We start from the raw sequence: 26,098 nt of genomic DNA, 5'->3' as shown, positions 1-26,098 counted from the left end.
ACATTCCTGTTAACTCCATGGTTTACCTTATTGAGCACACGAACTTATGGACTAGATCAGTAATGAGAACATTGGCAACAGCGCAATCAGGGACACAGCTAGGTAGAATTAAGGCGAGCATTAGAGAACAGCTTCAATCGGGTATCTTCACCGAGGGGCAAAAACTGCCATCCGAACGAGAGCTCAGCGAACTGTTTTCCACCACTCGAATCACGCTTAAAGATGCATTGGTGTCATTAGAAACTGAAGGTCTGATATACCGAGAGGAGCGCCGAGGCTGGTATGTGTCACCCGAACGTATTCTCTACAACCCATTGTCTCGCTCTCACTTTCATCAAATGATTCGCGAACAAGATCGCATTGCAGAAACACGACTGCTGAGCACCCGTACAGAAATGGCGGCAGGTGATTACGCCAAAGCATTAGAGATAGAGCAGATAACGCCAATACATGTGATTGAGCGATTACGCTTTATTGATGGCAGAGCGGTGCTGTTCGTTGAAAACGTATTGAAAGCGCCCCTGTTTGAAAAAATATTGTCGGAAAACCTCACCATGTCGCTGACAGGTATTTATAGAGAGAAGTATGGCTATGAGACCAAACGTTCGCGCTTTGATGTCATTCCCACTTCAGCCCCAGCCTATGTCGCTAAGGCGTTGAATTTAGCTGAGGGCCAGCCAGTGCTGAAGATCTGTCGTGTGAACTACAAGCAAGATGGCGAGTTGATGGACTGCGAACTGGAATACTGGCGACCAGACTCAGTAGTGATCCACATTGATAGCATTGGCTAGTGCCGTATCTTTTTAGAGAGTAAAGTCACATATACAAAAACTCCGACGGATTAAGTCGGAGTTTTGGGTTTTAACGATGAGATTTAATGGCGCGCGGACTAAACAATCTTCTGCTCACTGTCGCCTGTAAGCTTGTTCTTATCAGACAAAAAACTCGCTACGACTTCTCTCAGTGTACCTTGATTAACAGGCTTAGGTAGAAACTCATCCATCCCCACATCAAAACATAAGTGCTTATCTTTCAGCACTACGTTGGCTGTCAGCGCCACAATAGGAATATGTTTCGACGTCCCTTCTTCGAGTGCTCTAATCTGTTTCGTCGCTTCAAAGCCATCGAGCACTGGCATCTGACAATCCATGAAGATCATCTGATATTCGTTGTGCTTAAATTTATCGACTCCGACTTTACCGTTGTCGGCAATATCCACTTCAAAACCAAGCTTCTTGAGCATCATCTTAGCAACTTGTTGGTTGACTCTGGAGTCTTCGACCACCAGTACTTTACCGCTAAACAACACAGTTTCAGGTTGAGGCTTAGACTCTTCGGCCTCGACGCCCTCTTTCGCCACCACCGCGGGTTTAGTGGTTGATAGAGGGTCATTGTCCTTAAACGCCACCTCACCTCGATTTGGATAGGTAAAGGTCTCGGTTTCAGCTGTTCTCGCCAACACCTCACTGATGGTCCATTTAAGCTGATTATCTTGATACGGGCGAGCAATGTAGGCAATAAACCCCACTTGCTTAGCATGCATTTCGTCTTGCTTACGAGGGTCGGCAGAGATCATGACAAGCTTAGGGCAGGCTTTGCCAAAGCGCTCTATCAGTTTTCTTGCAAGCTGAAACCCATCGATGGAAGGCATCACTTTATCAATCAACACTAAGTCGTAAGGCGAAGCGTTTTCGACAGACTCTGAAACGAGCTCTAGCGCTTCGGTTGCTGTTTCACAGCATGTAGAGGACACACCAAACGATTGTAGCTGTGTCGATGTGATACGCATGTTCAGTTGGCTATCATCCACCAGCAACACCGAGACCTTATTGAAATCGATATTACTCTCGTCGAGCTCCAAACACGGATCAAAGTCAGCCACAAAGTAAAAGGTACTGCCCTTGCCTTCAATACTGGTTAGCTCAAGCTTACTGCCCATTAAGGACACTATCTTATCGCATATGGTCAGACCCAATCCTGTGCCGCCGTAAATACGAGTGGTACTGCCATCAGCCTGCTGAAACTTATCAAATACCGATTTTTGTTTGTCTTCTGCGATACCAATACCGCTATCGGCAACTTCAAATCGAACTCTCAATTTCTGCTCAGGCTCAATCACTTTTTCTAAACGAAGAGAAAGTGTCACATGACCGCGCTCGGTAAATTTAATGGCATTACCCACTAAATTATTCAGCACTTGTCTGAGCTGCGTTCCATCACCAATCACCATGGTTGGAATCTTAGGATCTATTGCTAGTTGGAATCGAAGCCCTTTTTGCTCGGCTTTAACTCTGAACGTCGACTCAACATCAGCCGCAATGCCCATCATTTTCATCGGCTCTTGTTGAAGCTCTAAACGTCCCGCTTCAATTTTCGAATAATCCAAGATGTCATTGATAAGGTCTAGCAGGGTAAGTGAAGAGGTATTGAGCATGTTGACATACTCTTTTTGCTCTTTCGGCATATCCATTTCTGAAAGCAGAGACGAAAGTCCGATAATTCCATTCATGGGAGTACGGATTTCGTGGCTCATGTTAGCCAAAAATTCACTCTTGTTGCGGTTAGCAACTTCAGCCGTCTCTTTGGCTTTAATCAACTCTTGATACTGTTGACGAATGCGTTCGATTGATTGGTTGTAGCTGTTTTCCAGCGTCGATATTTCATCTTTATAAGTAGAGTCGGTTGGCGTTAAAAAACGGGGTTTATTGTCTTCAACTTGCTGCTCGTTTATCTGAGAGGACATGGTCATCAAGCGTTTGACGACCAAGCGATAAACAATGGCCAAAGAGACCAATGACAGCAAAAAGATTTTCACAGCTTCAAAAGCGAGTAACAACAGCACTCGTTCTTCGAAGTCATTGAGGATCATACTTAAATCGGACTGCACCGTGAGGGTGGCAAGTGGGAAGTCTTTCCCCCCCATTTGATACACCATTTCCCATGACTGAGAATAAGATTGCCCGGTCGTAGGGCTGCCAAGCTCTAAGATTTTTTCGTCAGGGCTTTCGATAAGAAGATAACTGACCGAAGGGAGGCGGGAGATGCCCTCCGCTTGCACAAACAACTGAGCGCGATCTTCAACCCAAAGGCTTGACGTTAAACCAGAAAGGTAGCCAGCTTTGACCTGTTCGATCTGAGAACTGATAAAAGAAACTCGATTTTGGTACTCCACATACAGCCCCAGACCTGTCACTATAACTGTGAATAAGGTACTGATAGCAATGATGGCCCCGATTAACTGTCGAGAGAGTCCAATATAGCGTTTTCCTTTTTTCACCATATAAAAATTACCAATGTTGTTATCTTAGTAAACTACAATTACTCAACTAGTATAGTAGTAGTCATTCATCAAATAACTAGGGAAGGTTATGAAAAAACATCTTATCGTTGCATCCATAGTCAGTTTGTTTTCAAGCAGTTATGCTTTCTCAAGCGAGCCTCTTCACTACTACATTATTGCGAGCCAAGCGCAACCTTTTCAGATCGAAACTGACGGGTCATCCCACAGAGGAATCGTTTCTGATATTGTTGAAGCCGTGTTTGACGATAGCCAGTACGAGATTAACTACCACACTTACCCTTTTAATCGAATGATTGACAAGCTAGATGCGAGAGAGAACCCAAATTGGGTTACCTACGGCAGCCCTAGCTGGGGGAACATCCAATCAGTAAACCTGTCTGAAGAGCCAATTTACAATGTAAAACACGTATTGCTGAGTAGCGGTAAGAAACCGTTCGAGTTCAATACCATTGACGATTTAGATGGCAAGGCAGTGGTATTGCTCGTGGGATTTGAATATCCAAACTTAGAGCCGTACATCAAGCAAGGCAAGCTTAATGAGATCCGAGTAAAAGATTATACAGCCGCATTCCGCGTTATTAAACGTGCACCTGGTGATACCGTATTTGTAGAAATGGAATCACGAATCAAATACAACCTAAACGATCAGAAACTCAATATCGATGATTACCAAATGCAGGACTTCGGTTCAGTCATCAGTAACTACCCAATTCATTTGGCTTTCGACCCAGAAATGGATCCCAAGCTCGAAACTTTTATTAACCAACGTTTAGACCAAATGAAAGACGATGGACAGCTTGATGACATCGTCCAAAGTTACTTATAGTTCTAACGTCATTCTATGGCTCGTTAGCGCACTCTAGCGACTTCGGATACCGGAACTACAGAAATACAAAAGGCCGCTCTGTTTTTAGCGTACAAGCTAACCAGAGCGGCCTTTTTAATATGTAATTAATGTGATGTGATCAAATGCAGTTGCTGACTACGAAGTTGTTGGCGCACTGCCATCAAAATTTTCCCTAAGTGATTCTCACCGGTTCCATCTCCCCCATCTCCCCAAAAATGGTCTTTATGAGAGTGCTCTTTGATCACCGAATCACCCGTGCTCGTTAAAAACAAAGCAAACTGCGGGTTCTGTGTGAATTTCTCGGTCACAATGAATCGCATTACCTCTACACGAATATCGTACCAGTCCTCTCGAACCTGCTCTTCGTATTGGCGGCTCAAAGCGAATGCTTCAGCAGGTGTGCAGGCTTCAAGAATCATGTTTCTCAGCGACGGTGAAGAAAACTTCATTGCCTGATAATAGTGCTCACTGGTTGCCCACACTTGCCCATCTACCTTGATCGGGCAAGCAGCAAAATTTGAAAGGTATCCGTTCGGATCTTCTGGTTCATAAAACAACACTTCTTCAGCTTGAGCCACAGAATTGGACATAGCCTTCTCCCTACCAACGACATCGCATATTTTTGCTTTGCCTTTAAAATTAGTGGCGTCACATATTGCTGTCAAACAACTTAGTTCAAGAGTATGCCGTCAGCCTGCTTTTAAACGAAAAGTAGAGACCACTGAGAAAATTTGTGTGAGTGAACTTTGTGTCCAGAAGGTGAAATTACAGATGAGAATCGAAAGAGAGATGAATAAAGTGCTTATAAATCAAAGGGTGGCACTGAGCCACCCTATTAAATGCAATCGGGGATATTAGTGAATAAGACCCAGCTCCCTCGCTTCTTCCAGACTCAAACCGCTTTCTCTAATTTCTCTTAGCGCCTCGATACGACGACGAGCTTCAGCGGACTTCATTTTCTTTTCTGGCTTGAAAGATACTTCTTCTTCAGCATCCCACTTGTTTGCAATGTTTGTCATTTCATCATGGTTGATAGAATTAATGGACATGTTTTCCTCCGAAAAGCACCATGTAATGGACAGGTAATCTGTAGCAAATGCTATTTCGCTTGTTAAGAAATTCTGCACTGAAATGTGATGATTCCGACGCTTCATAAAGCTAATTAATAAATAGCTCATTTAAACTTTGCCAAAGCCATTTTCTGCAATTACATTTAAAAAATTCCCCATAAGAAATGTGGTTTGATCCAACTCTCACTTTCCTCCCTTAGTTTTCGCGTTTCCCACTGAAAATTCCTGAAATACCCCAAGATAAATTTCGAGGCACTTCATTGTTTTTGTGCTGATCGCTTTCACTAAATCCAACACATGTTAATGATAATAGTTATCAATATCATAACTGAGTATCTATCATATCTATGGAAAATCCAGATACACCTCTTCTCGAAGTGAAGAACCTATGTGTCGACTACATCACCGATGACGGAGACTTCAACGCGGTAAAGTCCGTCAGCTTTAGCATAGGACAAGGAGAAATCTTTGGCCTGGCTGGCGAGTCAGGCTGTGGCAAGAGCACCATCGCATTTGCCATTAACCGACTTCATAAGCCGCCCGCATTCATCTCTGGCGGTCAAATACTTTTTGGTGGGCAAGACCTACTGAGACTATCTGACAGCCAGCTTAATACATTACGCTGGAGTGAGATCGCCATGGTGTTTCAGAGTGCCATGAACTCACTCAACCCAGTGTTAACCATTGAAGAACAGTTTGCCGATGTGTTACGCCACCACAAAGGGATGAGTGATGAACAAGCCAAGGATCGCGCAGAAAAGCTGCTCGACCTAGTGAATATCCCTCGTCATCGCCTGACCGAATATCCTCACCAATTTAGTGGCGGTATGCGTCAACGATTAGTGATTGCGATTGCTCTCGCGCTCAATCCCAAACTGATCATCATGGATGAGCCAACCACGGCATTGGATGTCGTCGTTCAACGAGAAATATTGCAACAGATACACCAACTCAGAGAAGAGTTCGGCTTCTCAATCCTCTTTATCACCCACGATTTGGCCCTGATGAGCCAGCTGTGTGACCGCATTGCCATTATGCGTCATGGCAAGATAGTTGAAGTCAATCAAGCCTATGAGATTCGCAATAACCCTCAACACTCCTACACCCAAAAGCTGTGGAGTTCATTCCCTAATATTCACGAACATGCTCACGCCACAGCGTGCTAGGAGCTTCAATGTCACAACCAATTATGCAAGTAAAAAACCTCGTTAAAGAGTTCACCGTTGGTGGCGGATTTGGCAAAGAGGAGATATTTAGAGCCCTGCATGGCGTGAGTTTTGACTTATACGCAGGAAGAACGTTAGCTCTCGTTGGCGAATCAGGCTGCGGAAAAAGTACCTGCGCGAGGCTAATGACCAAGGTTTACCCACCGACAGAAGGCGAGATCCTGTTCAATGGCAAAGACATCTCAACCCTCAACAGCCGCAAAGAGATCTTGGACTACCGCAGCAGAGTGCAAATGGTGTTCCAAGACCCGTTTGGCTCGTTGAATCCGACACATACTATAGAGCACCATTTAACGCGCCCTCTCAAGATTCATAAGCAAGTCGCTAATAAAAAAGCGCTAGCAGAGCGTCTGGAAGAGTTATTAACGCTGGTGGAGTTACCCATTGAAACACTGGCTAAGTACCCTCACGAGCTCAGTGGAGGCCAAAGACAAAGGGTTAACCTAGCAAGAGCACTGGCTGTTGGCGCTGAGGTTATTCTTGCCGACGAACCCACCTCCATGCTGGATGTTTCAATTCGACTTGGCGTGCTCAACCTAATGCAACGAATGAAGAAAGAACTCGGGATTGGCTTTTTGTACATAACCCATGATCTCGCGACCGCACATTACATAGCAGAAGAAACAGCAGTTATGTACAAAGGACAGATCGTCGAATGGGGATCCACTCAGTCGATCTTGACCAATCCTCAACACCCATACACCAAGCTATTGAGCTCTGCGGTGCCAGATCCTGATCTGCCATTTGGCGAACTCGTTAAAAATGAACCAAACTATTCAATAGACGCAGATCGTATTCGAGAACAAAGCAGTGAAATACAGCATAACGTTAAGCAAGTTGCTGATAATCACTTTGTAAAACAATGGGATAATGTTGCATGAATGAACTAGACACTTGGTTAGAGCGGATCGGAGATTGGTACAAAGCCCGAAAGCATGATCAAGTGGAACGGTTAGAACCTTTGCTCTTAACGCCTCCAGATGCACTCTGGGGGCCGTTGATCACGGATGAACAAAGCAAAGGCATCGCATGTTGGTTAGATGGCTGCCTGAGAATCTTTACCTTCTATCGACAGCCGAACGAAAATGCACACCATCAAGAAAAGGCTTACCAATACCTAATGTTTGCTTACGGCAAGCTGCAAGCGGTGTCTTGTGACCCCAAAGCGGAGCCAGACTTGCAAGAGTGGTGTACTCAACGAGTTCAGCATCTGTGTGTACTGGCTCTAGAGTTTGCCAATCAACAGCAGGAGCCGCGCTGGCAAGCAGAATCAGAGAAGTTGATCGAGTCGCATGTCCGCTTTATGGCCAGCCATCCCCGAAACGATGATCAAGGCAATGTAAAACATCAGATTCACTGATCACCGAGTTATTGATCTGATACTTTTTCGTAAAAGTTTTCATCGGTAGCGATGAGTTGGATCCATGAAAGCATGATCTAGCCTTGATCATGCTTCGGTAAAGAATATCTTAAGCTGTTGATTTTTAATAGTTAGGCGGATTTTAGACAAAAAAAAAGCGAGTCCCTTGGGGGAACTCGCAAAAATCTATTCAGTATGATGTAACAAAATATGAGCCAATCTATTAATCATAAGAAAGGACAAAAGGTTGTCTATTCGGGATAAATAATAATCAACCGAGTGCGCTACTTTGTCATCACTTTGTCAGCGTTAGGTGCGGTTCTTATCAACACCTAATGTGTTTCAAAGACCCATTCATAGCACTGAAAACTGGCACAGAATTAATGACCTATCGCCATTTCATCCAACGCTAGGAATACATTTTCATCCAAATGCCCTTCGTGAACTTGCTTACAAACCTTACGACGCACCGCTAAGCCTGAGATAAGACGTTCAATCGAAAGGTGGCGATTACTGTTACTATCGCGATCGTTATATAGCTCAATTAACTTACTTAGTGTTTCGTAAGGAATGATCTCATCCCCTACTCTCAGCCAATCAAGCTTCTCAATAAGCTCTGAACACTCTTCTTTGATTGAGGCATGCGAGAGCCCTGTCATAGCAGATAAAGCCGTTATACTGCGTTCTAGAGCCTCTGCAGAGGTATATTTAGAGAGCGTTATCATGATCTCATCAGCGTTAATCTCTACAGAGTGCTTACGTTGTTTAACGCGACGTCCTAACTTGCCTCTTGGTGATGGTGCTTTACGTTGGATTGGCTCGAACTCACCATCAATGATTTCAGACAGCTCTTCCAGCTTCTGCTTGGAAACCATTTCGTTACGAAGCGGGTTCGGTAGCGTCGGCGCCATATTACGTTTACCGGCGTTGGTAGTTCGTGCTCTTGAGTAACGTAGTACTTCTTCCACGTTACACTTGATATCTACTTGATAATCCGTCGTTTTGCCTTTTTCGATCAACGCGGTGATCGTCAAGTGATAACCCCAAAGGTTAACCAGGAAGGTATCTTCATGATCCCCTACTTCGCCCAACTTTCTGAGTTCACGGATCAGATCCATCGAGAACCGACGCCAATCAATGTTACGCGCCAATTTCTGGTTGAGCTCACTGAGCAACATACAATCTGAATGACGACGTGCCATGCGGCTTCTAAAGTACGAATACATTTGGAAGACCAAGGTATGTTGCTTCAGAATTTCTGGCGGAAATAGGAAGAAATAATCACGCGTCAGCAGCTCTTCGTAGAACGAAGGTTCCCAAACCAAGATGTATAGGTTCGGTTTAATGCGAATTTCGCCGTCAGAGCCCTCTGTAGGCGCTTCTTCCGATGCGGTAATGGTTCTAGCTAAGAATCGGAAACGATCACTCTTAAAACCTTCTGGCATGTTCTCACTAAGCCAGCGGCCTGTAAGCTCATGCAGTTGGAAATCAGTGAATTCAATACGATCAATACTGTCGCGGATCGAATCACGTGCTGGGCCGCTGTCTTTCTTGCCACGCAAAGACAAAATATCAGTGATGTAGAGTGGTGTTTTGTTCGGTGTGTGTTTAGCGTCTAGGTGGTAATCATCTTGGTGATGATCATGATATTGAACGGTGAGCGTAAATAACGCGAATAGCGTCATCAGATCGTCAACCGTCATGATATTTTTAGAAGATCGTGTCTCGATCACCGCTCGAGTGCCAGAGATCGAAACCATGGATTTCTGGTAGCTCTTACGAGTTCTAGGCGGCGCTAACGCTTGATCAATAATCCCCGCCCAATTGGTTGGCGAAACAATGAATTGATCCGCTTCATCTTTCATCGTTGGTGGGGTATTCAGTCCATGTTCATTCAGTAAGCGCTTGTTTACTTTGGTTTGAGCTAGGGCTTTAGAGCGCTTTTGCTTTTCATTTTGTTTCACGCTTTCTGTTACTAAGCTTGTGGCACCCAGTACCGAAATCAGTTGGTTTGGGTTCACAAAGCGATGCAACATGGTTTTACCAGCAAGGCCTTCTTCAAAGCGAACGGGGATTTGTTTGAACAATCCAATATTGACTGCTGCTCTCAGCCTTTGCTGTAAGGCCGCGCGAGTGACTTGACCATCGGTTGATTCGATAATCTCAGTGGTGGAGACGTACCCGTCTTTGCTACTAAACCCACGAAGTGAAATTAGGTTAAGAAGCTCAACTATGCTTTTGGTGACACCTTTGAAGTGTTGATATTGTTCTATCCATTCAACGGCTGTTTCAGATACCTCAAATAAATGACCATCTTTATGGCTTCGTGCCTTAATTAACAATTTCTCTTCTGGTTTCATTTTTGATCCGTATCACACTAACCGTAATTTCACTATAGTTCCTGAATGATAAAGAAAGAATGATCATAAATAAAGAGAATTTATTGGCTTTTAAATAACTGATCTTTTTGATTAATATGATCTTAAATGATTAAGTGATCTAATGATCTGGCTGTAAGTTTGCTTTTAAGTTGCTGAATTTAAACTGTTAAATAAAATTCGCTTGGAAAGCATGATCATAAGTTACTCGAAACGATGATCATAAAACAGAAGAAAGCATGATCACAGCGAGTCAGAACGATGATCATTAAGTCATTGTAAGCATGATCATTATTGATTCGAAAGCATGATCATTATGGTTATACAGCTTATCCACAGCCGATCTTTGTCTACTTTGTTTCGAAGTACTTATTTGCTGGCAATGTGGATATTTTTGATTATCAATGTATCGGAACGATGATCAAGTGAGTCGGTATTTTTATCGTTCCTACCTCCTGTCGTACAAAATCCACTCAATATTGATTACTCATTACTGATTTGGAGCTCCGGAAAGAGAACCCGCTAAATATAGGAAGCATGATCATGAAATTGTCATGTTTACGTATTCTCAGCTCGTGTCGATTGAATTTCCTAGTGTTTAAGCCTTATGAGCCTTGAATCCCCATTCCAAAAGCATTCGTCCGTAAGTTAGCCCTGAAAATATATGCTTCCGGAACGATATCTGCTTGATCATTTTTCCGGAGATTGATCATTTGGAGCGCGCATTTTAGTGGATCAATATTGGGGACCATAAGCCTTGATCATGCTTCATAATATGTGCTTATCAATCCAAGCATATGTGATGAAACCCATGATCATTCTTCCGTCGTCGTCGGCGACACGATTGTTCGTTTGGCCAACTGACGACTAAATTTTAGGTCTGCGAGTTATTTATCTAGCATCAATCAACTCTGTTATTGAACGTGTATGTTCATCACCTGTTTCACAATCAATATTCGAATACAAATCACATCTACCGTAATCTATGGTTGTATTTCAATCGTTCCGAAGGTTTTTCTTCATATTCTCATTTACATTGTAAATAAGTGATGATGTAACATTTAAAATCTAAGGAGAAATTAGGCTCGTTATACACTATGAAAATGGTCAAATTTGTATTCGTTTTAGATACTATTTCATCAAACTGTAAAAATTCAGTCTATTTTATGTGATTTTACTCATAAATGTATGTTCATGTTTTTGTTGTTTTTATTGTTAATCGCTGTACAATTTGTACTTGGTTAATCATTACGGAAACTGGCAATGAAAAGAGAACAAACGATTGATAAGCTCTATCAGCTAGCCGAACAAACTCAACAAGTTCAGGCTGACCGAATTGAGATTATTTTGGAAGAGCGAAGTGATGAGCATTTTCCGCCTATGTCTAAGGCCATGATGGAGACTCGTTCTGGTTTAACTCGTCGTAAATTGGATGAAGCTATCACTAAGCTTGAGGCGGAAGGCCATCAGTTTACGAAGAATAATGCCAACCATTACTCGATTTCATTGACCGAAGCTCACATGCTAATGGACGCGGCTGAAGTGCCAAAGTTCCACCAACGTAAACAGCATGCGGGCAATAAGCCATGGATTATCAACGTACAGAACCAAAAGGGTGGTACGGGTAAATCAATGACAGCGGTTCATTTAGCGGCATGCTTATCTTTGAATCTTGATAAGCGTTACCGCATCTGTCTGATCGATTTAGATCCACAAGGCTCACTGCGTTTGTTCCTAAACCCACAAATTAGTGGTGCTGAGCACGATAGCATTTATTCTGCTGTTGATATCATGCTGGACAACGTGCCTGAAGGCCAAGAGGTTGACCAAGAATTTCTGCGCAAAAATGTATTGTTGCCAACACAATATCCAAACCTAAAGACGATTTCTGCGTTCCCAGAAGATGCAATGTTTAATGCTGAAGCGTGGCAAAGCCTTTCTCAAGATCAGTCTTTAGATATTGTACGTCTTTTAAAAGAGAAGCTTATCGATAAAATCGCGGATGATTTTGACGTGATTATGATTGATACCGGCCCGCACGTAGACCCGCTGGTATGGAATGCAATGTACGCGTCTAACGCACTTTTGATTCCATGTGCGGCGAAGCGTTTGGATTGGGCTTCAACGGTTAACTTCTTCCAACACTTACCAACCGTGTACGAAATGTTCCCGGACGATTGGAAAGGGCTTGAGTTTGTTCGTCTGATGCCAACCATGTTTGAAGACGATAACAAGAAACAAGTATCAGTACTGACTGAAATGAACTACCTGTTGAATGACCAAGTAATGATGGCAACGATTCCAAGAAGCCGCGCATTCGAGACTTGTGCAGATACTTACAGCACAGTTTTCGACCTTACTGTGAGTGATTTTGAAGGCGGTAAGAAGACTCTGGCTGTCGCTCAAGACGCGGTACAAAAAAGTGCTCTAGAATTAGAGCGAGTATTACATAGCAACTGGCCTTCACTTAATCAGGGATAACAAGAATGGCAATTAAAACATCTGACTTAAATGCAAAGCTATTTGGTAAGGCAAACAAACGTCGTGTTGCTACGCCCCAAGAAGCGCAAACTGCTGCCAAAGAACAGGCTCAAGTGATCGAGCTTTCTGTTGCTGGCGAAGATTTAGTTTCATTTGAATTGGTCCGAATTCCTGCTTCTGAAGTAGCAACTCGCACCGTTGTTTTTGAAGAGAATGCTCGTGAGCAATCTTTCCTAAACGAACATGCTCTTTCTGATGTTCTTACAACATTGAAAGAACGCGGCCAGCAATACCCGGCAGTAGGTCGTAAAAACAAAGACGGTAAGATTGAAGTTCTTGATGGTAGCCGTCGTCGTATGTCATGTATTTTGGCTGACAAAGAGTTCCTAATCTATGTTGCTGAAAACATTAACGGCGAACACGCTAAGTTCTTATCTGATGTAGCGAACGCTCATAAACCGCTTTCTCTGTACGAGAAGGGTAAAGAGATGCAAGCCAAGCTTGATAAAGGCGAAGCTGAAGACCAAAAAGCACTAGCAAAAATGTTCCAATGCAGCGAAGCGCTAGTGAGTGGTGCTTTGAAAGCAGCGGCTCTGCCACTTGAACTACTTCAAGCTTACCCAAATGTGAGCGACCTTGGTCGTCCAACGATTGTTAAACTGCATAAGCAATTCAGTGGTCTGACTGAAGACCAGCAGCAAACATTGCTCACTAAGTGTGATGCGTCTGAAGGTTTTGTATGGCAGCGCAGTGAAGCACAAGGTGTGACTCGTCTAACTAAAGACGTAACGGAAACGCTAGAAGGTTGGATTCTTGAGTTGGCTCCTGCGCCAGCGAAAAAGGCGTCACCAAAAGTTGAGCTTATCAAAGGTCGTGCTTCATACAGCCGTAAGGGTTCAAACCTAGCGTTAAACCTGAAGAAAGTTGATGATGCAACAATGCAAGAAATCCTAGCGTTCGTGCAATCGAAACTCGACTAAGTCGTTTACTTTCCAAAACTTCTCTAAAGCCGCTTTATGCGGCTTTTTATTTGGCTGTGATAAACTGTGTTTAGATGAATCTGGACACGAATTATGACAAGCCCAATCAACACGTTTCTGCATACACTTTCCGATATCGCCCAACATAATGATCACCGTTACGGCGTGGTGTTTAATGGCGATGCGACATGGCAAAACTCTGCTATCTCTAGTTACCTCAAAGAGAACAACACACAAACCGTTTTCCAAATTGGTGGGACTCCATTTGGCGGCGTTATACATGCCCCTGCAAAGAAAGGTCAGCAACTTCTTGGTCGCGAATGCCAAGTGCTTGTTTGTGATTTTAGAGAGCAGTTTGATGCGAATGGCTTTAGTGCAGCACTCGGTGCCTTGATTGGTGGCGGACTGTTGTTGGTGTTACCGCCTGATATCGAAAATACCGAAGGTTTAGTGTTTGGCCAACGTTGGTTACATACGCATTTCGAAAAGCTTATTTCCGTGTCTCAAGGTGATGAAGCTTCAGGATTGGAGCACAGCTTTGATTTGCTTCCACAAAAGAATAACGATCCCAAACATCTAGATCGATTTGCGCAGCAGAATGTCGCCATTGAGTTAGTCAAAAAAGTGGTGTTTGGCCATCGAAAGCGTCCTTTGATTTTAACGGCTGATAGAGGCCGTGGTAAAAGCTCGACGTTAGGTATTGCAGCAGCGCAGCTTTTGGTTGAACGTCCTGGATTCAACATTGTTGTGACAGCTCCATCTGTTAAAGCCACTGAGCCTGTTTTTTCACATGCGAAGCAACGTCTCGATGATTGTGAAGTCGTGAATGCTACTCATGTTTGTTATCAAGGTGGCAGCCTTAGATTTGTTGCGCCAGACGAACTACTAAAATCAAAGCCCGAGTGCGATTTATTATTGGTTGATGAAGCGGCGGCGATTCCTATCCCAATGTTGAAATCTATGGTCGACAATTATCACCGCATGGTTTTTTCAACCACAGTGCACGGCTATGAAGGCAGTGGTCGAGGTTTCGGAATCAAATTCGAAGCATGGCTTTCTAAGTATCGTCCGGGCTGGAAAGGATACAGACTTGAACAGCCTATCCGTTGGAATAATAACGACCCGCTTGAAGCTTGGTTGTTTGATTGTTTCTTACTTGGTGCAGCCTCATCAATTGATACGGCAGAGCACAAAGTTGAAGTGCTTTCTAATGAGAAACTCAACTCACTAAGTTTGGTCGAGTTATCCAAGCAAGATTGTTTAGCTAACCCAAGTAAGCTCCATCAATGTTTCTCTCTGCTGGTTGATGCTCATTATCAAACATCTCCAAATGACCTGATGCAGTTCCTAAGCAACTCTGCGATTCAATTGTACGCCGTGTGGCAGCAAGAAGAGTGTTTGGGTTGTATGTTGGTCACGCAAGAGGGTGGGTTAGACAGTGAATTGATTTCCCAGATTCAAATTGGAAAACGCAGACCACAAGGTCATCTTGCTCCTGTGTTGTTAGCTAATCAACTTGGAGCCACACAAGCAGCAACGAACCACTGTATCAGAGTGATGCGTATTGCTGTATCAACACGTCATCAAGGTTTTGGTATTGGCAGTTGGATGTTGGATAAGTTGTCGCAACATATCGAACAAGCCGACTACTTAGCGACGAGTTTTGGCGCGACCAGTGATTTGATTGCATTCTGGCGTAACAACGATTTTGCTCCAGTACATATTGGCCATCAGCGTGATCAGGCAAGTGGTTGCCACTCTGTGCTAATGGTTAAGCCTCTTAATGCCAATTCTGAAAGTTGGGTCAGCCAACTTCTGCAACATTTTGAGCGCAGCTTTTGTTTTGTCGTTTCGGGTTCACTAGCCTCTCTTGAAGTCGATATGGTGCGTGCACTGCTGCCAACTTATTGTGAATCAATCTGCGAGCTTGAAGCCCAACTTATCAAGAACTATGTTGAAGGAGGGAATAGTTACGACAGCATTGGCTACAGTGTGTTGAAGTTGGTGCTTATTAGTAATGCACGTCAAGCTCAGGTAGTCCCCCTCGATTCTACGAATGTCGTTCATTCTTCCGTTTCTGATTTGTTGCTTGCCAAAGTTGTTCAACAGAAAGGGTGGGGGAGCTGTGTTGAACAATTTAACTTTGTTGGGCGTAAGCAAGCTGAGGCTCAATTCCGAAAAGATGTAGAAGCCTTATTGGTGAATTTACAGTGTAAATAGCGACAGCCAATTTCAAATGTGATTTACAGTGTAAATTAGAATGTTGAATTTACACTGTAAACTGTCCCTTAATCCCAAGCCTTCTGCCTCATTTCGATTCCACTCCCTCAATTTCTTATTTAACTCACCACATCACAGGACAGTGAAACTTCAAATCAAACCGTGTGAGAATTGTCGCTTTGTCTTTGTAAAGGTGAGGCAAATCATAAAATGAGTACGTCTTAATTATGAGTCATCTTTGCAGCCACGAAAGTAAGTGATGTGACGCTGATTATTATAATGTGACGATTCTAAGCTCAGATTGATTTATATAGACTGAATAACAACTGAGTCATTAGGGATACTCAATTCGAATGTGGGATAACATCGTTACACTGTCGGAAGATAAGCAACAAGTGATGGCATGTCTGCCGTCAGGGTTTGTGGTTGATGCAAGCTTTGATAACAAGACACTGCCACCAGCCTTGGAAGCAATAGACGCATCAAGCTATTTTCTTTTTGAAGAAGAAGTGCTGCGTTTTGTCTCTCTTGCTAAAGAAGGCAAAGGAGAAGCTTACGAAGGTATTTTGATTGCTGAAGTTCGTGACGCCAGTGTAGAGGTGCAACTATCCGATGATGAGATGTTAGCGAGTCTTGTTGTTACTGGTCCATACAACGGAAACCCTCTGCGCGGTAGTGACATCATTCATTGTCTAGCCCAAGCTCACATCACTAAAGGGATTAATAAGTTAGCCCTCAGAAAAGTATTAATGATGAGTAGTAAGCTTAGGCCGGGAGAAAAGTTTACTCAGCCTGTCGCTAAAGGCACTCAGCCGATCAGGGGGAAAGACGCTAAGTTTGCAGCGCTTGTGGAAGACATTACGCGCCAAGTTCTAAAGCCCCGAAGTAAAGACGAAGGCAAGATTGATATGCGGGATTTGGGAGAAACCATCACCGTTGGATTGAATGACCAATTGATGAAGCGCACACCCGCGACTAAAGGTGTCGCTGGCTTTACGGTTCAAGGTCGAGTCATCCCGCCAATCCCTGGACAAGACCGCTTAATCAAGCCTGGTAAAGGCACGTACATTTCTCCTGATGATCCTAATCTATTGCTCGCTTCCCACCCTGGCTTGCCCATCATTAAAGATCAAACCATCGAAGTGGATGACGCATTGTGTGTTAGCAATGTCGATGTCTCTACTGGACACGTCAAGTTTAAAGGTAATGTGTTTGTCTCTGGCAACATTGAACCAGGCATGGTTGTGAAAGCCACAGGGAGTATTACCGTCGGCGGTTTTATTGAATCGGCTGAAGTTCAGGCGCAAGGCGATATCAAAGTCGCGAAAGGAATCATCGGACATACAACCAAAGAGGGAGAACCGAAAAGCTGTAAGGTATTTAGCAAAGGGTCTATCACGGCAAGCTATGCTCAAAACGCCGAATTACAGACGGCGGGCGATATACGTTTTGGCGTGCACAGCATGAGTAACGAAATACGCTGTGGTAACAACCTTATTGTGATGGACTCACTCAAGAAGCACGGCACACTCAGTGGCGGTGAAGCGAAAGTGGGTGGCAAGGTGGAGTGCGTTTTCTTAGGTGTTGAAGGAGATACTGCAACTAAGGTTCATGGTTTTGCTCGTTATGATGGTTACCGACAGAAGATTGCTGAACTCAAGGAAATCTACAGACACGCGCAAGAACAGACTATGGACGTGATTCGCCAAGAGCTCGAGTTTAAGAAACTACCTAAAGCAGAGCGAAGCGAAGAACAAGCGTTACAAATAGAGCAGCAGCGCGAGAAGAACAATCATGCCATAGAAAGCACTAAACAAAAGTTGGATACTCTGGAAGCGGAATTTGAAACGAACCTTGCGGAGTGCACAGTCGAAGCACACGAAAAGGTTTATACACGAGTCACCGTGCAGTTTGGTGATGAAACTGTGACGACCAAGCGCACCCATGGGGGAAGTGTGTTTTCCTTCAATCAATACGAGATTCAATGTTCCTTTAAGATGGAACAAGAAGACATTTCACTATAAAGGGCGTCAGTGTGCGGCGCCTCTATCAAAACATCCTCATCGCAACAGTTCTTTAATCAGAAGACCACACCGAACGAATATCTGGCCATCCCCAATTAGTGAGTGCGACATCTTCTAAGACACCTTGAAATCGTAATGTTTGCGTGTGATGAAACATTGGCGCTATCCAGTACTCACTGACTAACGTTGAAGCGATCGGTTCTAGCGCTGTTAGGTAATCTTCTAACGGAGTGCATGCTCGTAGATTTTCCAATTGTTGATCAAGCCAGTTGGCATTTGTCTGTCCTAGAGTGTGGTACAGCACGTTATTACAGTAGAAATTAGAAAACGCTGAAGCATGACGGTTATCGTCTAAATTGATATTCGTTAAGATCAGTGTCTCATCGAGTGTGCCGTTGTTCGCTTTTTCATTCAACTCGCGATAGGAATACATCACCATTTCAACCACACAGTTGTGCTCGGCAAGTACTGAAGAAATAGCCCGAGCGCATCGACGCAGCGCTGTATAGTTGTATCCAGCAATGGTAATGGTTTTTGGTAGCGCGCTGAATTCACCAAATGGGCGTAAAACGGGCTTCCAAACAGGTAATAAGTTGTTGGCAACGACACTGCCGTAATGAATCTTCTCTTTGCGAAATACTTCGAGTAGTCGCTGCGGCTGAATTAATTCTGTAATGTAACAACGTTGGGCACGTGTTAACGGGTGCTTAGCATGATGGTTGAATAACGCGAACAAGCAGCCGTCTTCAGTGCGACTGTGTTGACTCGAGTGAGTCGCATTAGGCGTTTGTATTGAGACTTCAATACCGCTTGTCGTTTCAGATACTTGGATCGGTGTATTACTGGAAAGCGACGGGTTCTCCATTTTCTCGTCGTTGACGCTCCAAATCGTGACTAAGTCGACTAATACACGACACGAATAGTAGCCATCGAACGCTTGCAGTTTAAGTCTGTTTTTGTCGTGTTCGACCACTGTAAATGGGCCACTGCCAATCACTGCATTGTTGTTTGCAACATTAACTTGGTTTGCTGGCTGAATACCGTATTTGACACCAGACACAAGCCCTGCGAACCCTTGATCTGGTTTGCTTAGTGTAAATACCACTTTCAGTGGATGTGGGGCGCTGATGTCGCTGACATGCGCGAGCTCTTTTTGATAATAGGGAAGGGCACTGAGTTTAGCAAAGAGGCTCACAATGGTATCAGCGTCAATTGACTCGTCGTTGTGGAACGTAAGCCCGGGACGAAGGTGGAATGTCCATTGATAGCTCGCTTCGTCATAGCGCCAGTGGTGAGCGAGTTCTGGTTTGATAACGCCATTGTCATGGCTGGATACCAAGCAGCAATACACCTGACGCAAGAAGAAGCGCTCGCTACAGCGGTGTAATTGGTGTGGCACAATGCGTTCAAACATTCGCTTGTATGTGAGTTGGATACTGACACGGCCTTCCTGAACAGAAGCCCCTGAGGTGGTTTTCAGCAGGCGGCCAAACGTTGCTTCGTCTTCATCCACAATAGCCAAAGCTTTCTCATACTTGCCTTGTTGGATTCTCTCTAGAGCAAGGCTCTCTTTGAGTGCGCCTAATTCGATATTTAACAGTAGCGAAGATCGTTGGTTTCGACCGGCTTTAGGTAGCCAGGTTAACCACGCTAGCTCTTGCATTTGTGATAACAGGTTGCGAGCATGTCGAGGAGAAGTACACAGTAAATCAGCCACTTCCTGTACTGTGGTTTTCATTTCGCTGCCGACACCCATGGGTGCGATTCGCTGATAATACCTAAGCAGGTTGAGATTAGACACCAAGAGCCCTTTGTTAATGGATAGCCTGGTATTTTACTCAACTTAACTTCGAGAAAATAAGAAAATGTTCAGTTACTTTGTTCCCCTTTTGCCACGGTTTAAGGGAATAAAAAAGGGGAGCATTCGCTCCCCTTTGGTGATTGTGTTGATGACAGGCTTTAGCTAACTGCTCTTACACGACCTTGTTTAAGGTCGGACAGAACCTTCGCTTTCGGGCCATCAGCAATTATGCTGCCTTTCTCCATTACGATGACTCGGTCTACAACATCTAACATCGAGGTTTTGTGAGTGATAAGGATCAGCGTTTCACTTGGTAACAGTTGACTAAGCTGGTGCTTAATGTGCATTTCTGAACGGTTATCCATTGCACTGGTCGGCTCATCCATTAGCAATACCGGAGGACGGCCTAAGAAAGCTCTGGCAATCGCAATTGACTGGCGTTGACCACCTGAAAGCAAACCACCACCTTCACCTACTTGACGTTCTAGGCCAGCAGGATCTTGTTGAGTAAAGGCTGTTACACCGGCACGGTTCGCAGCATCCATCACATCACGATCGTCCACCAAAGGGCGACCTAGAGTAATGTTATCTCTGACTGAGCCATAGAATAGGTTACTGTCTTGCGGTACACAGCCTATATTGCGTCGTACGTCGACATGGTGAAGTTGCTCCATATCGGTATCATCAATGCGTACATGGCCTTCTGTGGGCTTGTACAGGCCCATAATCAGGCGTTCTAGGGTTGTTTTACCTGAACCAATACGACCGATGATGGCCACCTTCTCGCCGGGTGCTATGGTTAGGCTGAGATCTCGTACTGAAGCGACGGGCGAATCAGGATAGTGGAACGTCACTTTATCCAGCGCAATATGACCTTGGATGATTGGTCGGTGAATGTAACGCTTACCTTCTTCTTGCTCGTCAGGCATCGACATCACTTGTTCAATCAACGTCATTGAAGATTTGGCTTGGTTGTAACGTGTAGAAAGCAGCGACAATTGAACGAGAGGACCGATCGCACGGCCACTCAACATGGTTGCAGCGATCAAACCACCCATCGTCAGTTCGCCTTCCGCAATTAGATACACACCAAAAATGATCATCCCGACATTGGTACTTTGCTGAACAAAGCCAGCGGTGTTTTGGATGCTGTCGGTAATGCGACGGCTTTTAATGTTCCAGTTCGCCATGTGAGCAACAGCTTCTTCCCAACGGAATTGGAACTGGCTCTGTGCGCTGAATAACTTAACGGTTTCTAGGCCTGCCAAACTCTCAATCAAGTTTGCGTATTTCTGAGAGGCTAGGCGCGAACCTTCTTCAATGGTGCGACGCAGTGGACCTTGAATCAGCAACGCGTAGATGATCAGTATCACCACACCAGCGACTGGAACAAACACTAAGTTGCCCGCCATTAACCAAATTAAGGCTAGGAACATAAGCGCGAAAGGTAAATCGATCAGAGAACCAATCGTAGCTGAGGTAAAGAACTCTCGAATTGACTCAAACTCTTGCAAGTTCTTCGCGAAGGCACCAACTGAAGCTGGTTTTGCTTCCATACGAATGCCAAGCACCTTGCTGAACAATTTAGATGAAATCAGGATATCGGATTTTTTCCCCGCGACGTCGATGAAGTAGCTACGCATCAACTTTAAGAGCAGATCGAACAGGAATACCACGAAGATACCGCTCGCTAACACCCACAAGGTTTCAAATGCGAGGTTGGGTACTACTTTGTCATATACCAAACGCGTAAACATCGGCGCGGCAATCGCGAAAATATTGATAAGAATTGATGCGATCAAAACATCACGATAGATGTTTTTCGATTCCCAAATGGTGCTCCAAAACCAGTGACCTTTCCGTGTTTTCAGGACTTCTGGTGAGCGCTCGTCATAGCGGAACTGCTTTTTAACTAAGAAGTAGCGGCCAATGAACTGCTCTTTAAGTTCGGCAACAGGAATGATTATTGGCACCATTCCACTCTCAGCTGTGATGATTTCAGCTTCTTGTTTTTCAAGGTCGATGCTGTTGAGCACACACGCTTCGCCCTGCTTTAGCAATAATACCGCCGGCAAAATTAGGTGTGGGATGTTATCTAAGTCGGAACGGTTTTCTTTTGCCACTAGCCCCGCACGTTCTGCCGAACGTGGGAACAGGAAAGGGGTTAGCTTTCCGTCTGATAGTGGCAACCCATTGACCAACGCCTCAGGCGAGTTCGCTAATCCGTAATATCGGCTAACGTAGATCAATGAGTTCAATAGTGGATCTTGCATGCGATATAACCCTTACAACTATTTATCAACAATGAAGCCTTGGAACACTTCTACGTAGTTATCAGACAAGATATCTAACTGGGTCTGAGTTTCTATTCGAGATGCGATGGTGGTGACACCAAGGTTATGAGCCGTTCGTGAAATCGACGTGAGCGTGAATTTCTGCTTCTCATCGTCCAAGTTATGCGTGAACAGGTAATCTAGCTTCACGTAGCTAGGACGGTACTCGTTGATGTAGTCCAGTGATTGGAAGTTACGTCCGTAGTTATCGACACCAAACATCGCTTCAGCATTACGAATGGTGTTACACAATAGTGCCGTATAGTGCGGAACGTTGATGAAACAGTTTTCTGGGATCTCAAAGTGCAGCAGGTGAGCAACTGAAGCGTTTTGCTCAAGTGTTTTGCCAATCCAACGGATAAAGCTTGGCTGAGAAATACTGCTTGGTGAGATATTGATTGCGATTGGGCTGGTCACCTCTTTTGCTGTTAGCTTCTCAATCATCTTCTCGATAACGTATTGGTCGAGAATGTGGCTCATTTCAAGCTGCTCCAGTGCGTATAGGTACTGGTTGGCACCGTAACGAATGCCATCTTTCTCAATCGCAGAGAACACCTCTTGGTGATAGGTTTTACCAAACGCGTTGTTCGCAGCTTGTAGGCGGAATGTCACAAGGTCATTGATGATCGCCTCTTCAACCAACATACGCCATTGCTGTTTACCCATTACAGCGCCATGGTCATCAGCTGTGACGTAGCCGTAAGCGAGTTCACGATTCGCTTTAGCACTAGAGAGCGCGTTATCGACCAGTGACATGATTTCGGTGCTGGTTTTACGTTTGTTGCTGTGTGTTACACCCAATGCAATGTGTGGGTTTGCCATGCCTGTTGGATCTGAGCCTAGGCTTTGAATACAGTTTACGATGCTGCTTGCAACCAGTTTAAGTTCGCTTTCATCAATGTTCGGCATAATGAAACCAAACTCGTCACTAGAAATACGTGCGATGGTGATATCTGGCGATGAGATGGAAGCTTGCAGTTGTTCTGCCAATTGATGCACTAACGTATCACCTTCTTGGTAACCTTTCTCGTCGTACTCTTCACTGATAAATTCCGCTTTCAGTACTGCAAGGCCACCTAAGCTCGATTCTTCTAGCCACTGATTTAATTGCGACATGTAGTAAGCGCGATTACCCAGCTGAGAAACTGGGTCAATGTACGCTCTTTCACGTAGCTTTTGAGCTTCTTTTGCTTGGTTTTTAAAGGCTTGTTCAACTTGAGTCGACATGTGATTGATGCCATCAACCACCAAGATCAGATCTTTTGTTTTAGGACGTGTTAATGGCTCACCGAATTGGTTCTTAGCGATCTGATCCATTTTGGTGATGATCATCGATAGTGGGCGTAGTGCTCGCTTAAGGATCCATGAAATCGAGATCAAGCCGAGTAAGAAGATCACACCAAAGATGCTTAATAAGCGGGTAAAGGCTTGCCACAGTTGATCATAGGCCGGGCCTGGATGGCTGACGATCTCTACTTCTGCAAGCTGCATCCAACCGCTGGTGATCACTCGGCGGTCATGAACGGGTTCAAATAGGTTGAGATTGGTAAACCAATGGGGTACGCCCGAAGGTTTTACAGGGTATGAACGGATGATGTCTTCACCGCTGTCGAGAAAAATCAATCGTACGACCGAGTAAGAACTGCCATCAAACAGAGCGTTGATAACAGACTCTACCGATACCTTGTCCTTTTCTTCAAGGTAAGGGGCAAGAGCCAGTCCAACAGTATTAATGGTATTACTTACCTCAGAGCGTTGCTGCTCCTCTAAGTATCCACGAGTAGTATTGAATTCGATCATAAAGACTGACGTCATCAGTAATATGAACACCGCAACCATCCCGACCACAAGCTGTTTATATAAAGTCATTGTACCTACTCATCGTAATTGATAATGGGTTTGTTTAATTTTAGAGAGCGCTCACGGGAACGTAAGTCGTTCCATAAGCTCAATCTTGAAGATTTCCCTGCTAGCTTGCCGCTGCCTGCTGCCGACTTGATTAACCAAAGGTTTTTACCGTTGAAACTGTAAATTGGTCGTAGGTCAGGGCGCTTAGAACCGCGCTTTATCTCAGGGTTTAAGTTATCCAAAATTAGTGGTTCTGCACTCGGTGTGGAGTAGTAAGCCAACACCATGTGGAATTGGTTTAGCTCCAGTGCTTTTACGTACACTAATCGCAATTTCTTATCTGGAACGCCTAGTTCAAGCAGAGAGAAGTATTTGGCAATGGTGAAGTCTTCACAGTCGCCTGCGTTACTGCCTAAAAATTCCAGCGGGGTCGCCCAGTAGTCGTTTTTTCCCCACAGAATGCTGTCGTCGACAAAGTACATCTGATTGAAGAACTGATTAACTGACGTGAGCTTTTCTTTTTCGCTTAAACCATCGTATGACGTCATATTTGAACGCCAGGTTGCCACGCGTTTTCCGGCTCTCTCGCCGTAGGTCTGCGTGACCGCATCGATCCACCTTTGGTCGTTCTTATTGAGAGCGACAGAAGTAAAAGAGGTGAGGACGAGCAGTAACAGCGATATTCGAGACTTCATAGCCTCAGCTCTTGTTGGTTCACTATGTATTGAAAGGCATTGTTAACCATCAAACGTCCTTACTCTTTCAGTGCGTTGTTTTGTGCACTGAGGATAGGTTTTAACATGTACTCAAGTACGGTTCTTTTACCCGTGATGATATCGACCGAGGCTGTCATACCTGGAATGATTGGCAGCTCTTCGTTTTGTCCAAAATTATGTTTCTCGGTACGTACACGCACGATGTAAAAGCTGTTGCCTTCTTCATCTTGTGTCGTATCGGCGCTGATGTGTTCCAACACGCCTTCTAAGCCACCATATTTAGTGAAGTCATAAGCACTGAACTTAACAATGGCGGTCAGTTCTGGGCGCAGGAATGCGATGTCTTGTGGGGCAATTTTTGCTTCAACCAGCAAGGAGTCTTCGGTCGGTACAATCTCAACGATGTCCATACCTGGCTGGATTACACCACCCACGGTATTGATACCTAACGTTTTAACGGTGCCGGTTACTGGAGAAACGACAACTGTACGGTTTACTCTGTCTTCGAGGCCAACCGCAGATTCAGTCAGTGCCGAGAGTTTATCTTGTGCTTGGTTGAGCTTTTCTTGTTGTTCAGAGCGGAAGTTGAGCGCCGCATCGATACGGCTGAGCATGGCTTCTTTGATTGCAGAGCGTAGCAGAGGGATTTTAAGCTCACTTGAGGTCATTTCTCGGCGAGTATCGTTGACTTGTCGTTGCAGCTTAAGCAATTCAATTCTTGGTACCACGCCTTCGTCGGCAAGCGGTTTGGTGATGTCCAGTTCTTGGCGAGCAAATTGGTAACTCTGCTTTAGGTTTCGCACACGCGCTTTTATCTCGACAAGGTCTTGTTGTTTCTGTTCAACTTGTTGATCAAAAACGGAAAGTTGGTTTTTAAGGTTGTTTAAATCTTGGCGGTATTCTGCTTTTTGACGATTAACCAGCTCAGGTTGAACCTCGTAGAACTTAGGTGGGAAAGCGAGTTTTCCATAATCGAGAGTGACACTTTTCTTCCACTCTTTTTCGTTAAAGTCTTCATTGATTACTACGCTGGTTAACGATGCGGAAAGCATCAATACGTTGGCAGTTAAGTTGGCAACTTGCTGTTCACGTTCACGGAAGTCAGAGCGGAATCGAGTGTCATCGATCAATAGCAGTTGTTGGCCTTTTTGAACCTGTTGACCTTCTTTAACTAAGATCTCTTTAACTAGGCCACCTTCAAGGTTTTGCACAACTTGGATCTGGGAAGAGGGGATCACTTTGCCCTGCCCGACAGTAACCTTGTCGATTTCCGCCCAAGCGGACCACCCAATAGCAGCAATAAAGAACAGAACGATCATCCACAACATGATACGCGCACTGGTCGGCGTATTGAGTAGTAGTGCCGCGGTTTTATCGTCGACGTACTCAAGTTCGGTTTCGTTCAATTTGCTGAAATTCTTCTGGCTCATAACAGTCCTTGTTTGCTGAATAAAAGTGCAAGCCTATTGAGTGTATTCTTACTTTTGATAAATGTTAAGAAATTGCTCCTTTA

At 44.5% G+C, this 26,098-nt stretch carries 18 protein-coding genes; 9 read left to right on the top strand and 9 right to left on the bottom strand.

Annotated features, from left to right (window positions below; all coding sequences use genetic code 11):
• The first annotated feature begins 62 nt into the window (after positions 1-62).
• Positions 63-791, top strand: coding sequence for a UTRA domain-containing protein (locus OCV52_RS20995; RefSeq protein WP_105024031.1), 729 nt, complete (start codon positions 63-65; stop codon positions 789-791).
• A gap of 98 nt (positions 792-889) precedes the next feature.
• Here OCV52_RS20995 and OCV52_RS20990 read toward each other — a convergent pair whose 3' ends face one another.
• Positions 890-3,280 carry a response regulator gene (locus tag OCV52_RS20990; protein WP_004736934.1) on the bottom strand — a complete coding sequence of 797 codons (2,391 nt, stop codon included), beginning with the start codon at positions 3,278-3,280 and terminating at the stop codon, positions 890-892.
• A gap of 88 nt (positions 3,281-3,368) precedes the next feature.
• On the opposite strand from OCV52_RS20990, the gene OCV52_RS20985 reads away from it, so the two are divergent.
• The gene (locus tag OCV52_RS20985; protein WP_137407961.1) at positions 3,369-4,127 is read left to right on the top strand and encodes a substrate-binding periplasmic protein; all 759 of its coding nucleotides are present in this window, start codon (positions 3,369-3,371) and stop codon (positions 4,125-4,127) included.
• Positions 4,128-4,252: 125 nt separating this feature from the next.
• Here the strand turns inward: OCV52_RS20985 and OCV52_RS20980 are convergent, their stop codons facing one another.
• Both OCV52_RS20980 and OCV52_RS20975 read right to left on the bottom strand, forming a co-directional pair.
• Positions 4,253-4,813: an NADAR family protein gene (locus OCV52_RS20980; protein WP_137407960.1), complete on the bottom strand. Its 561-nt coding sequence runs from the start codon at positions 4,811-4,813 to the stop codon at positions 4,253-4,255.
• A gap of 189 nt (positions 4,814-5,002) precedes the next feature.
• Positions 5,003-5,197 (bottom strand): PA3496 family putative envelope integrity protein, encoded by a 195-nt coding sequence (locus OCV52_RS20975; protein WP_004736928.1) that lies wholly within the window; start codon positions 5,195-5,197, stop codon positions 5,003-5,005.
• A 368-nt stretch (positions 5,198-5,565) separates the two neighbouring features.
• Here OCV52_RS20975 and OCV52_RS20970 point away from each other — a divergent pair, with 368 nt between their 5' ends.
• Genes OCV52_RS20970 through OCV52_RS20960 form a run of 3 tightly spaced genes read left to right on the top strand, consistent with a single transcriptional unit; the run spans position 5,566 to position 7,804 of the window.
• Positions 5,566-6,384 (top strand): ABC transporter ATP-binding protein, encoded by an 819-nt coding sequence (locus OCV52_RS20970; protein ID WP_137407959.1) that lies wholly within the window; start codon positions 5,566-5,568, stop codon positions 6,382-6,384.
• Between the two features lie 8 nt (positions 6,385-6,392).
• Positions 6,393-7,325, top strand: coding sequence for an ATP-binding cassette domain-containing protein (locus OCV52_RS20965; protein ID WP_137407958.1), 933 nt, complete (start codon positions 6,393-6,395; stop codon positions 7,323-7,325).
• Complete coding sequence (locus OCV52_RS20960) at positions 7,322-7,804, top strand: transcriptional regulator (RefSeq protein WP_137407957.1); 483 nt, start codon at positions 7,322-7,324, stop codon at positions 7,802-7,804. Before OCV52_RS20965 ends, OCV52_RS20960 begins: the two co-directional genes overlap by 4 nt.
• Positions 7,805-8,184: 380 nt before the next feature.
• On the opposite strand, the gene OCV52_RS20955 is transcribed toward OCV52_RS20960, so the two are convergent.
• Positions 8,185-10,164: a replication initiator protein RctB domain-containing protein gene (locus OCV52_RS20955; RefSeq protein WP_137407956.1), complete on the bottom strand. Its 1,980-nt coding sequence runs from the start codon at positions 10,162-10,164 to the stop codon at positions 8,185-8,187.
• Between the two features lie 1,281 nt (positions 10,165-11,445).
• Between OCV52_RS20955 and OCV52_RS20950 the strand changes: the two genes are divergently transcribed.
• From OCV52_RS20950 to OCV52_RS20935, 4 genes are all read left to right on the top strand, one after another.
• On the top strand, positions 11,446-12,663 hold the full coding sequence (locus OCV52_RS20950) for a ParA family protein (protein WP_008217969.1): 1,218 nt from the start codon (positions 11,446-11,448) through the stop codon (positions 12,661-12,663).
• Between the two features lie 5 nt (positions 12,664-12,668).
• The gene (locus OCV52_RS20945; RefSeq protein WP_008217970.1) at positions 12,669-13,643 is read left to right on the top strand and encodes a ParB/RepB/Spo0J family partition protein; all 975 of its coding nucleotides are present in this window, start codon (positions 12,669-12,671) and stop codon (positions 13,641-13,643) included.
• 93 nt (positions 13,644-13,736) lie between these two features.
• On the top strand, positions 13,737-15,863 hold the full coding sequence (locus OCV52_RS20940; protein ID WP_137407955.1) for a GNAT family N-acetyltransferase: 2,127 nt from the start codon (positions 13,737-13,739) through the stop codon (positions 15,861-15,863).
• A 353-nt stretch (positions 15,864-16,216) separates the two neighbouring features.
• Positions 16,217-17,887 carry a FapA family protein gene (locus tag OCV52_RS20935; protein ID WP_137407954.1) on the top strand — a complete coding sequence of 557 codons (1,671 nt, stop codon included), beginning with the start codon at positions 16,217-16,219 and terminating at the stop codon, positions 17,885-17,887.
• Positions 17,888-17,939: 52 nt separating this feature from the next.
• Here the strand turns inward: OCV52_RS20935 and OCV52_RS20930 are convergent, their stop codons facing one another.
• The 5 genes from OCV52_RS20930 to OCV52_RS20910 all read right to left on the bottom strand — a co-directional run bounded on the left by OCV52_RS20930 (position 17,940) and on the right by OCV52_RS20910 (position 26,015).
• Complete coding sequence (locus OCV52_RS20930; RefSeq protein ID WP_102424718.1) at positions 17,940-19,688, bottom strand: SgrR family transcriptional regulator; 1,749 nt, start codon at positions 19,686-19,688, stop codon at positions 17,940-17,942.
• 158 nt (positions 19,689-19,846) lie between these two features.
• Positions 19,847-21,961: a type I secretion system permease/ATPase gene (locus tag OCV52_RS20925; protein WP_137407953.1), complete on the bottom strand. Its 2,115-nt coding sequence runs from the start codon at positions 21,959-21,961 to the stop codon at positions 19,847-19,849.
• Between the two features lie 18 nt (positions 21,962-21,979).
• The gene (locus OCV52_RS20920; RefSeq protein WP_137407952.1) at positions 21,980-23,890 is read right to left on the bottom strand and encodes a bifunctional diguanylate cyclase/phosphodiesterase; all 1,911 of its coding nucleotides are present in this window, start codon (positions 23,888-23,890) and stop codon (positions 21,980-21,982) included.
• Between the two features lie 5 nt (positions 23,891-23,895).
• Entirely contained in the window at positions 23,896-24,564 is a 669-nt protein-coding gene (locus tag OCV52_RS20915; RefSeq protein WP_061031924.1) for a transglutaminase-like cysteine peptidase, read from the bottom strand.
• Positions 24,565-24,623: 59 nt separating this feature from the next.
• The gene (locus OCV52_RS20910; RefSeq protein WP_137407951.1) at positions 24,624-26,015 is read right to left on the bottom strand and encodes an HlyD family type I secretion periplasmic adaptor subunit; all 1,392 of its coding nucleotides are present in this window, start codon (positions 26,013-26,015) and stop codon (positions 24,624-24,626) included.
• Between the last annotated feature and the right edge of the window lie 83 nt (positions 26,016-26,098).

Origin of the sequence: Vibrio chagasii (assembly GCF_024347355.1) — a bacterium.
Taxonomy (GTDB): Bacteria; Pseudomonadota; Gammaproteobacteria; order Enterobacterales; family Vibrionaceae; genus Vibrio; species Vibrio chagasii.
The sequence above is the reverse complement of the archived record's forward strand: the minus strand, read 5'-3'. Positions and strand labels throughout refer to the sequence as shown.

Coding starts and splice junctions, on each gene's coding strand:
- OCV52_RS20935 (WP_137407954.1), top strand. CDS start 16,217: ATGTGGGATAACATCGTTACACTGTCGGAAGATAAGCAACAAGTGATG.
- OCV52_RS20975 (WP_004736928.1), bottom strand. CDS start 5,197: ATGTCCATTAATTCTATCAACCATGATGAAATGACAAACATTGCAAAC.
- OCV52_RS20990 (WP_004736934.1), bottom strand. CDS start 3,280: ATGGTGAAAAAAGGAAAACGCTATATTGGACTCTCTCGACAGTTAATC.
- OCV52_RS20955 (WP_137407956.1), bottom strand. CDS start 10,164: ATGAAACCAGAAGAGAAATTGTTAATTAAGGCACGAAGCCATAAAGAT.
- OCV52_RS20965 (WP_137407958.1), top strand. CDS start 6,393: ATGTCACAACCAATTATGCAAGTAAAAAACCTCGTTAAAGAGTTCACC.
- OCV52_RS20920 (WP_137407952.1), bottom strand. CDS start 23,890: ATGACTTTATATAAACAGCTTGTGGTCGGGATGGTTGCGGTGTTCATA.
- OCV52_RS20910 (WP_137407951.1), bottom strand. CDS start 26,015: ATGAGCCAGAAGAATTTCAGCAAATTGAACGAAACCGAACTTGAGTAC.
- OCV52_RS20985 (WP_137407961.1), top strand. CDS start 3,369: ATGAAAAAACATCTTATCGTTGCATCCATAGTCAGTTTGTTTTCAAGC.
- OCV52_RS20970 (WP_137407959.1), top strand. CDS start 5,566: ATGGAAAATCCAGATACACCTCTTCTCGAAGTGAAGAACCTATGTGTC.
- OCV52_RS20940 (WP_137407955.1), top strand. CDS start 13,737: ATGACAAGCCCAATCAACACGTTTCTGCATACACTTTCCGATATCGCC.
- OCV52_RS20995 (WP_105024031.1), top strand. CDS start 63: ATGAGAACATTGGCAACAGCGCAATCAGGGACACAGCTAGGTAGAATT.
- OCV52_RS20950 (WP_008217969.1), top strand. CDS start 11,446: ATGAAAAGAGAACAAACGATTGATAAGCTCTATCAGCTAGCCGAACAA.
- OCV52_RS20945 (WP_008217970.1), top strand. CDS start 12,669: ATGGCAATTAAAACATCTGACTTAAATGCAAAGCTATTTGGTAAGGCA.
- OCV52_RS20925 (WP_137407953.1), bottom strand. CDS start 21,961: ATGCAAGATCCACTATTGAACTCATTGATCTACGTTAGCCGATATTAC.
- OCV52_RS20915 (WP_061031924.1), bottom strand. CDS start 24,564: ATGAAGTCTCGAATATCGCTGTTACTGCTCGTCCTCACCTCTTTTACT.
- OCV52_RS20960 (WP_137407957.1), top strand. CDS start 7,322: ATGAATGAACTAGACACTTGGTTAGAGCGGATCGGAGATTGGTACAAA.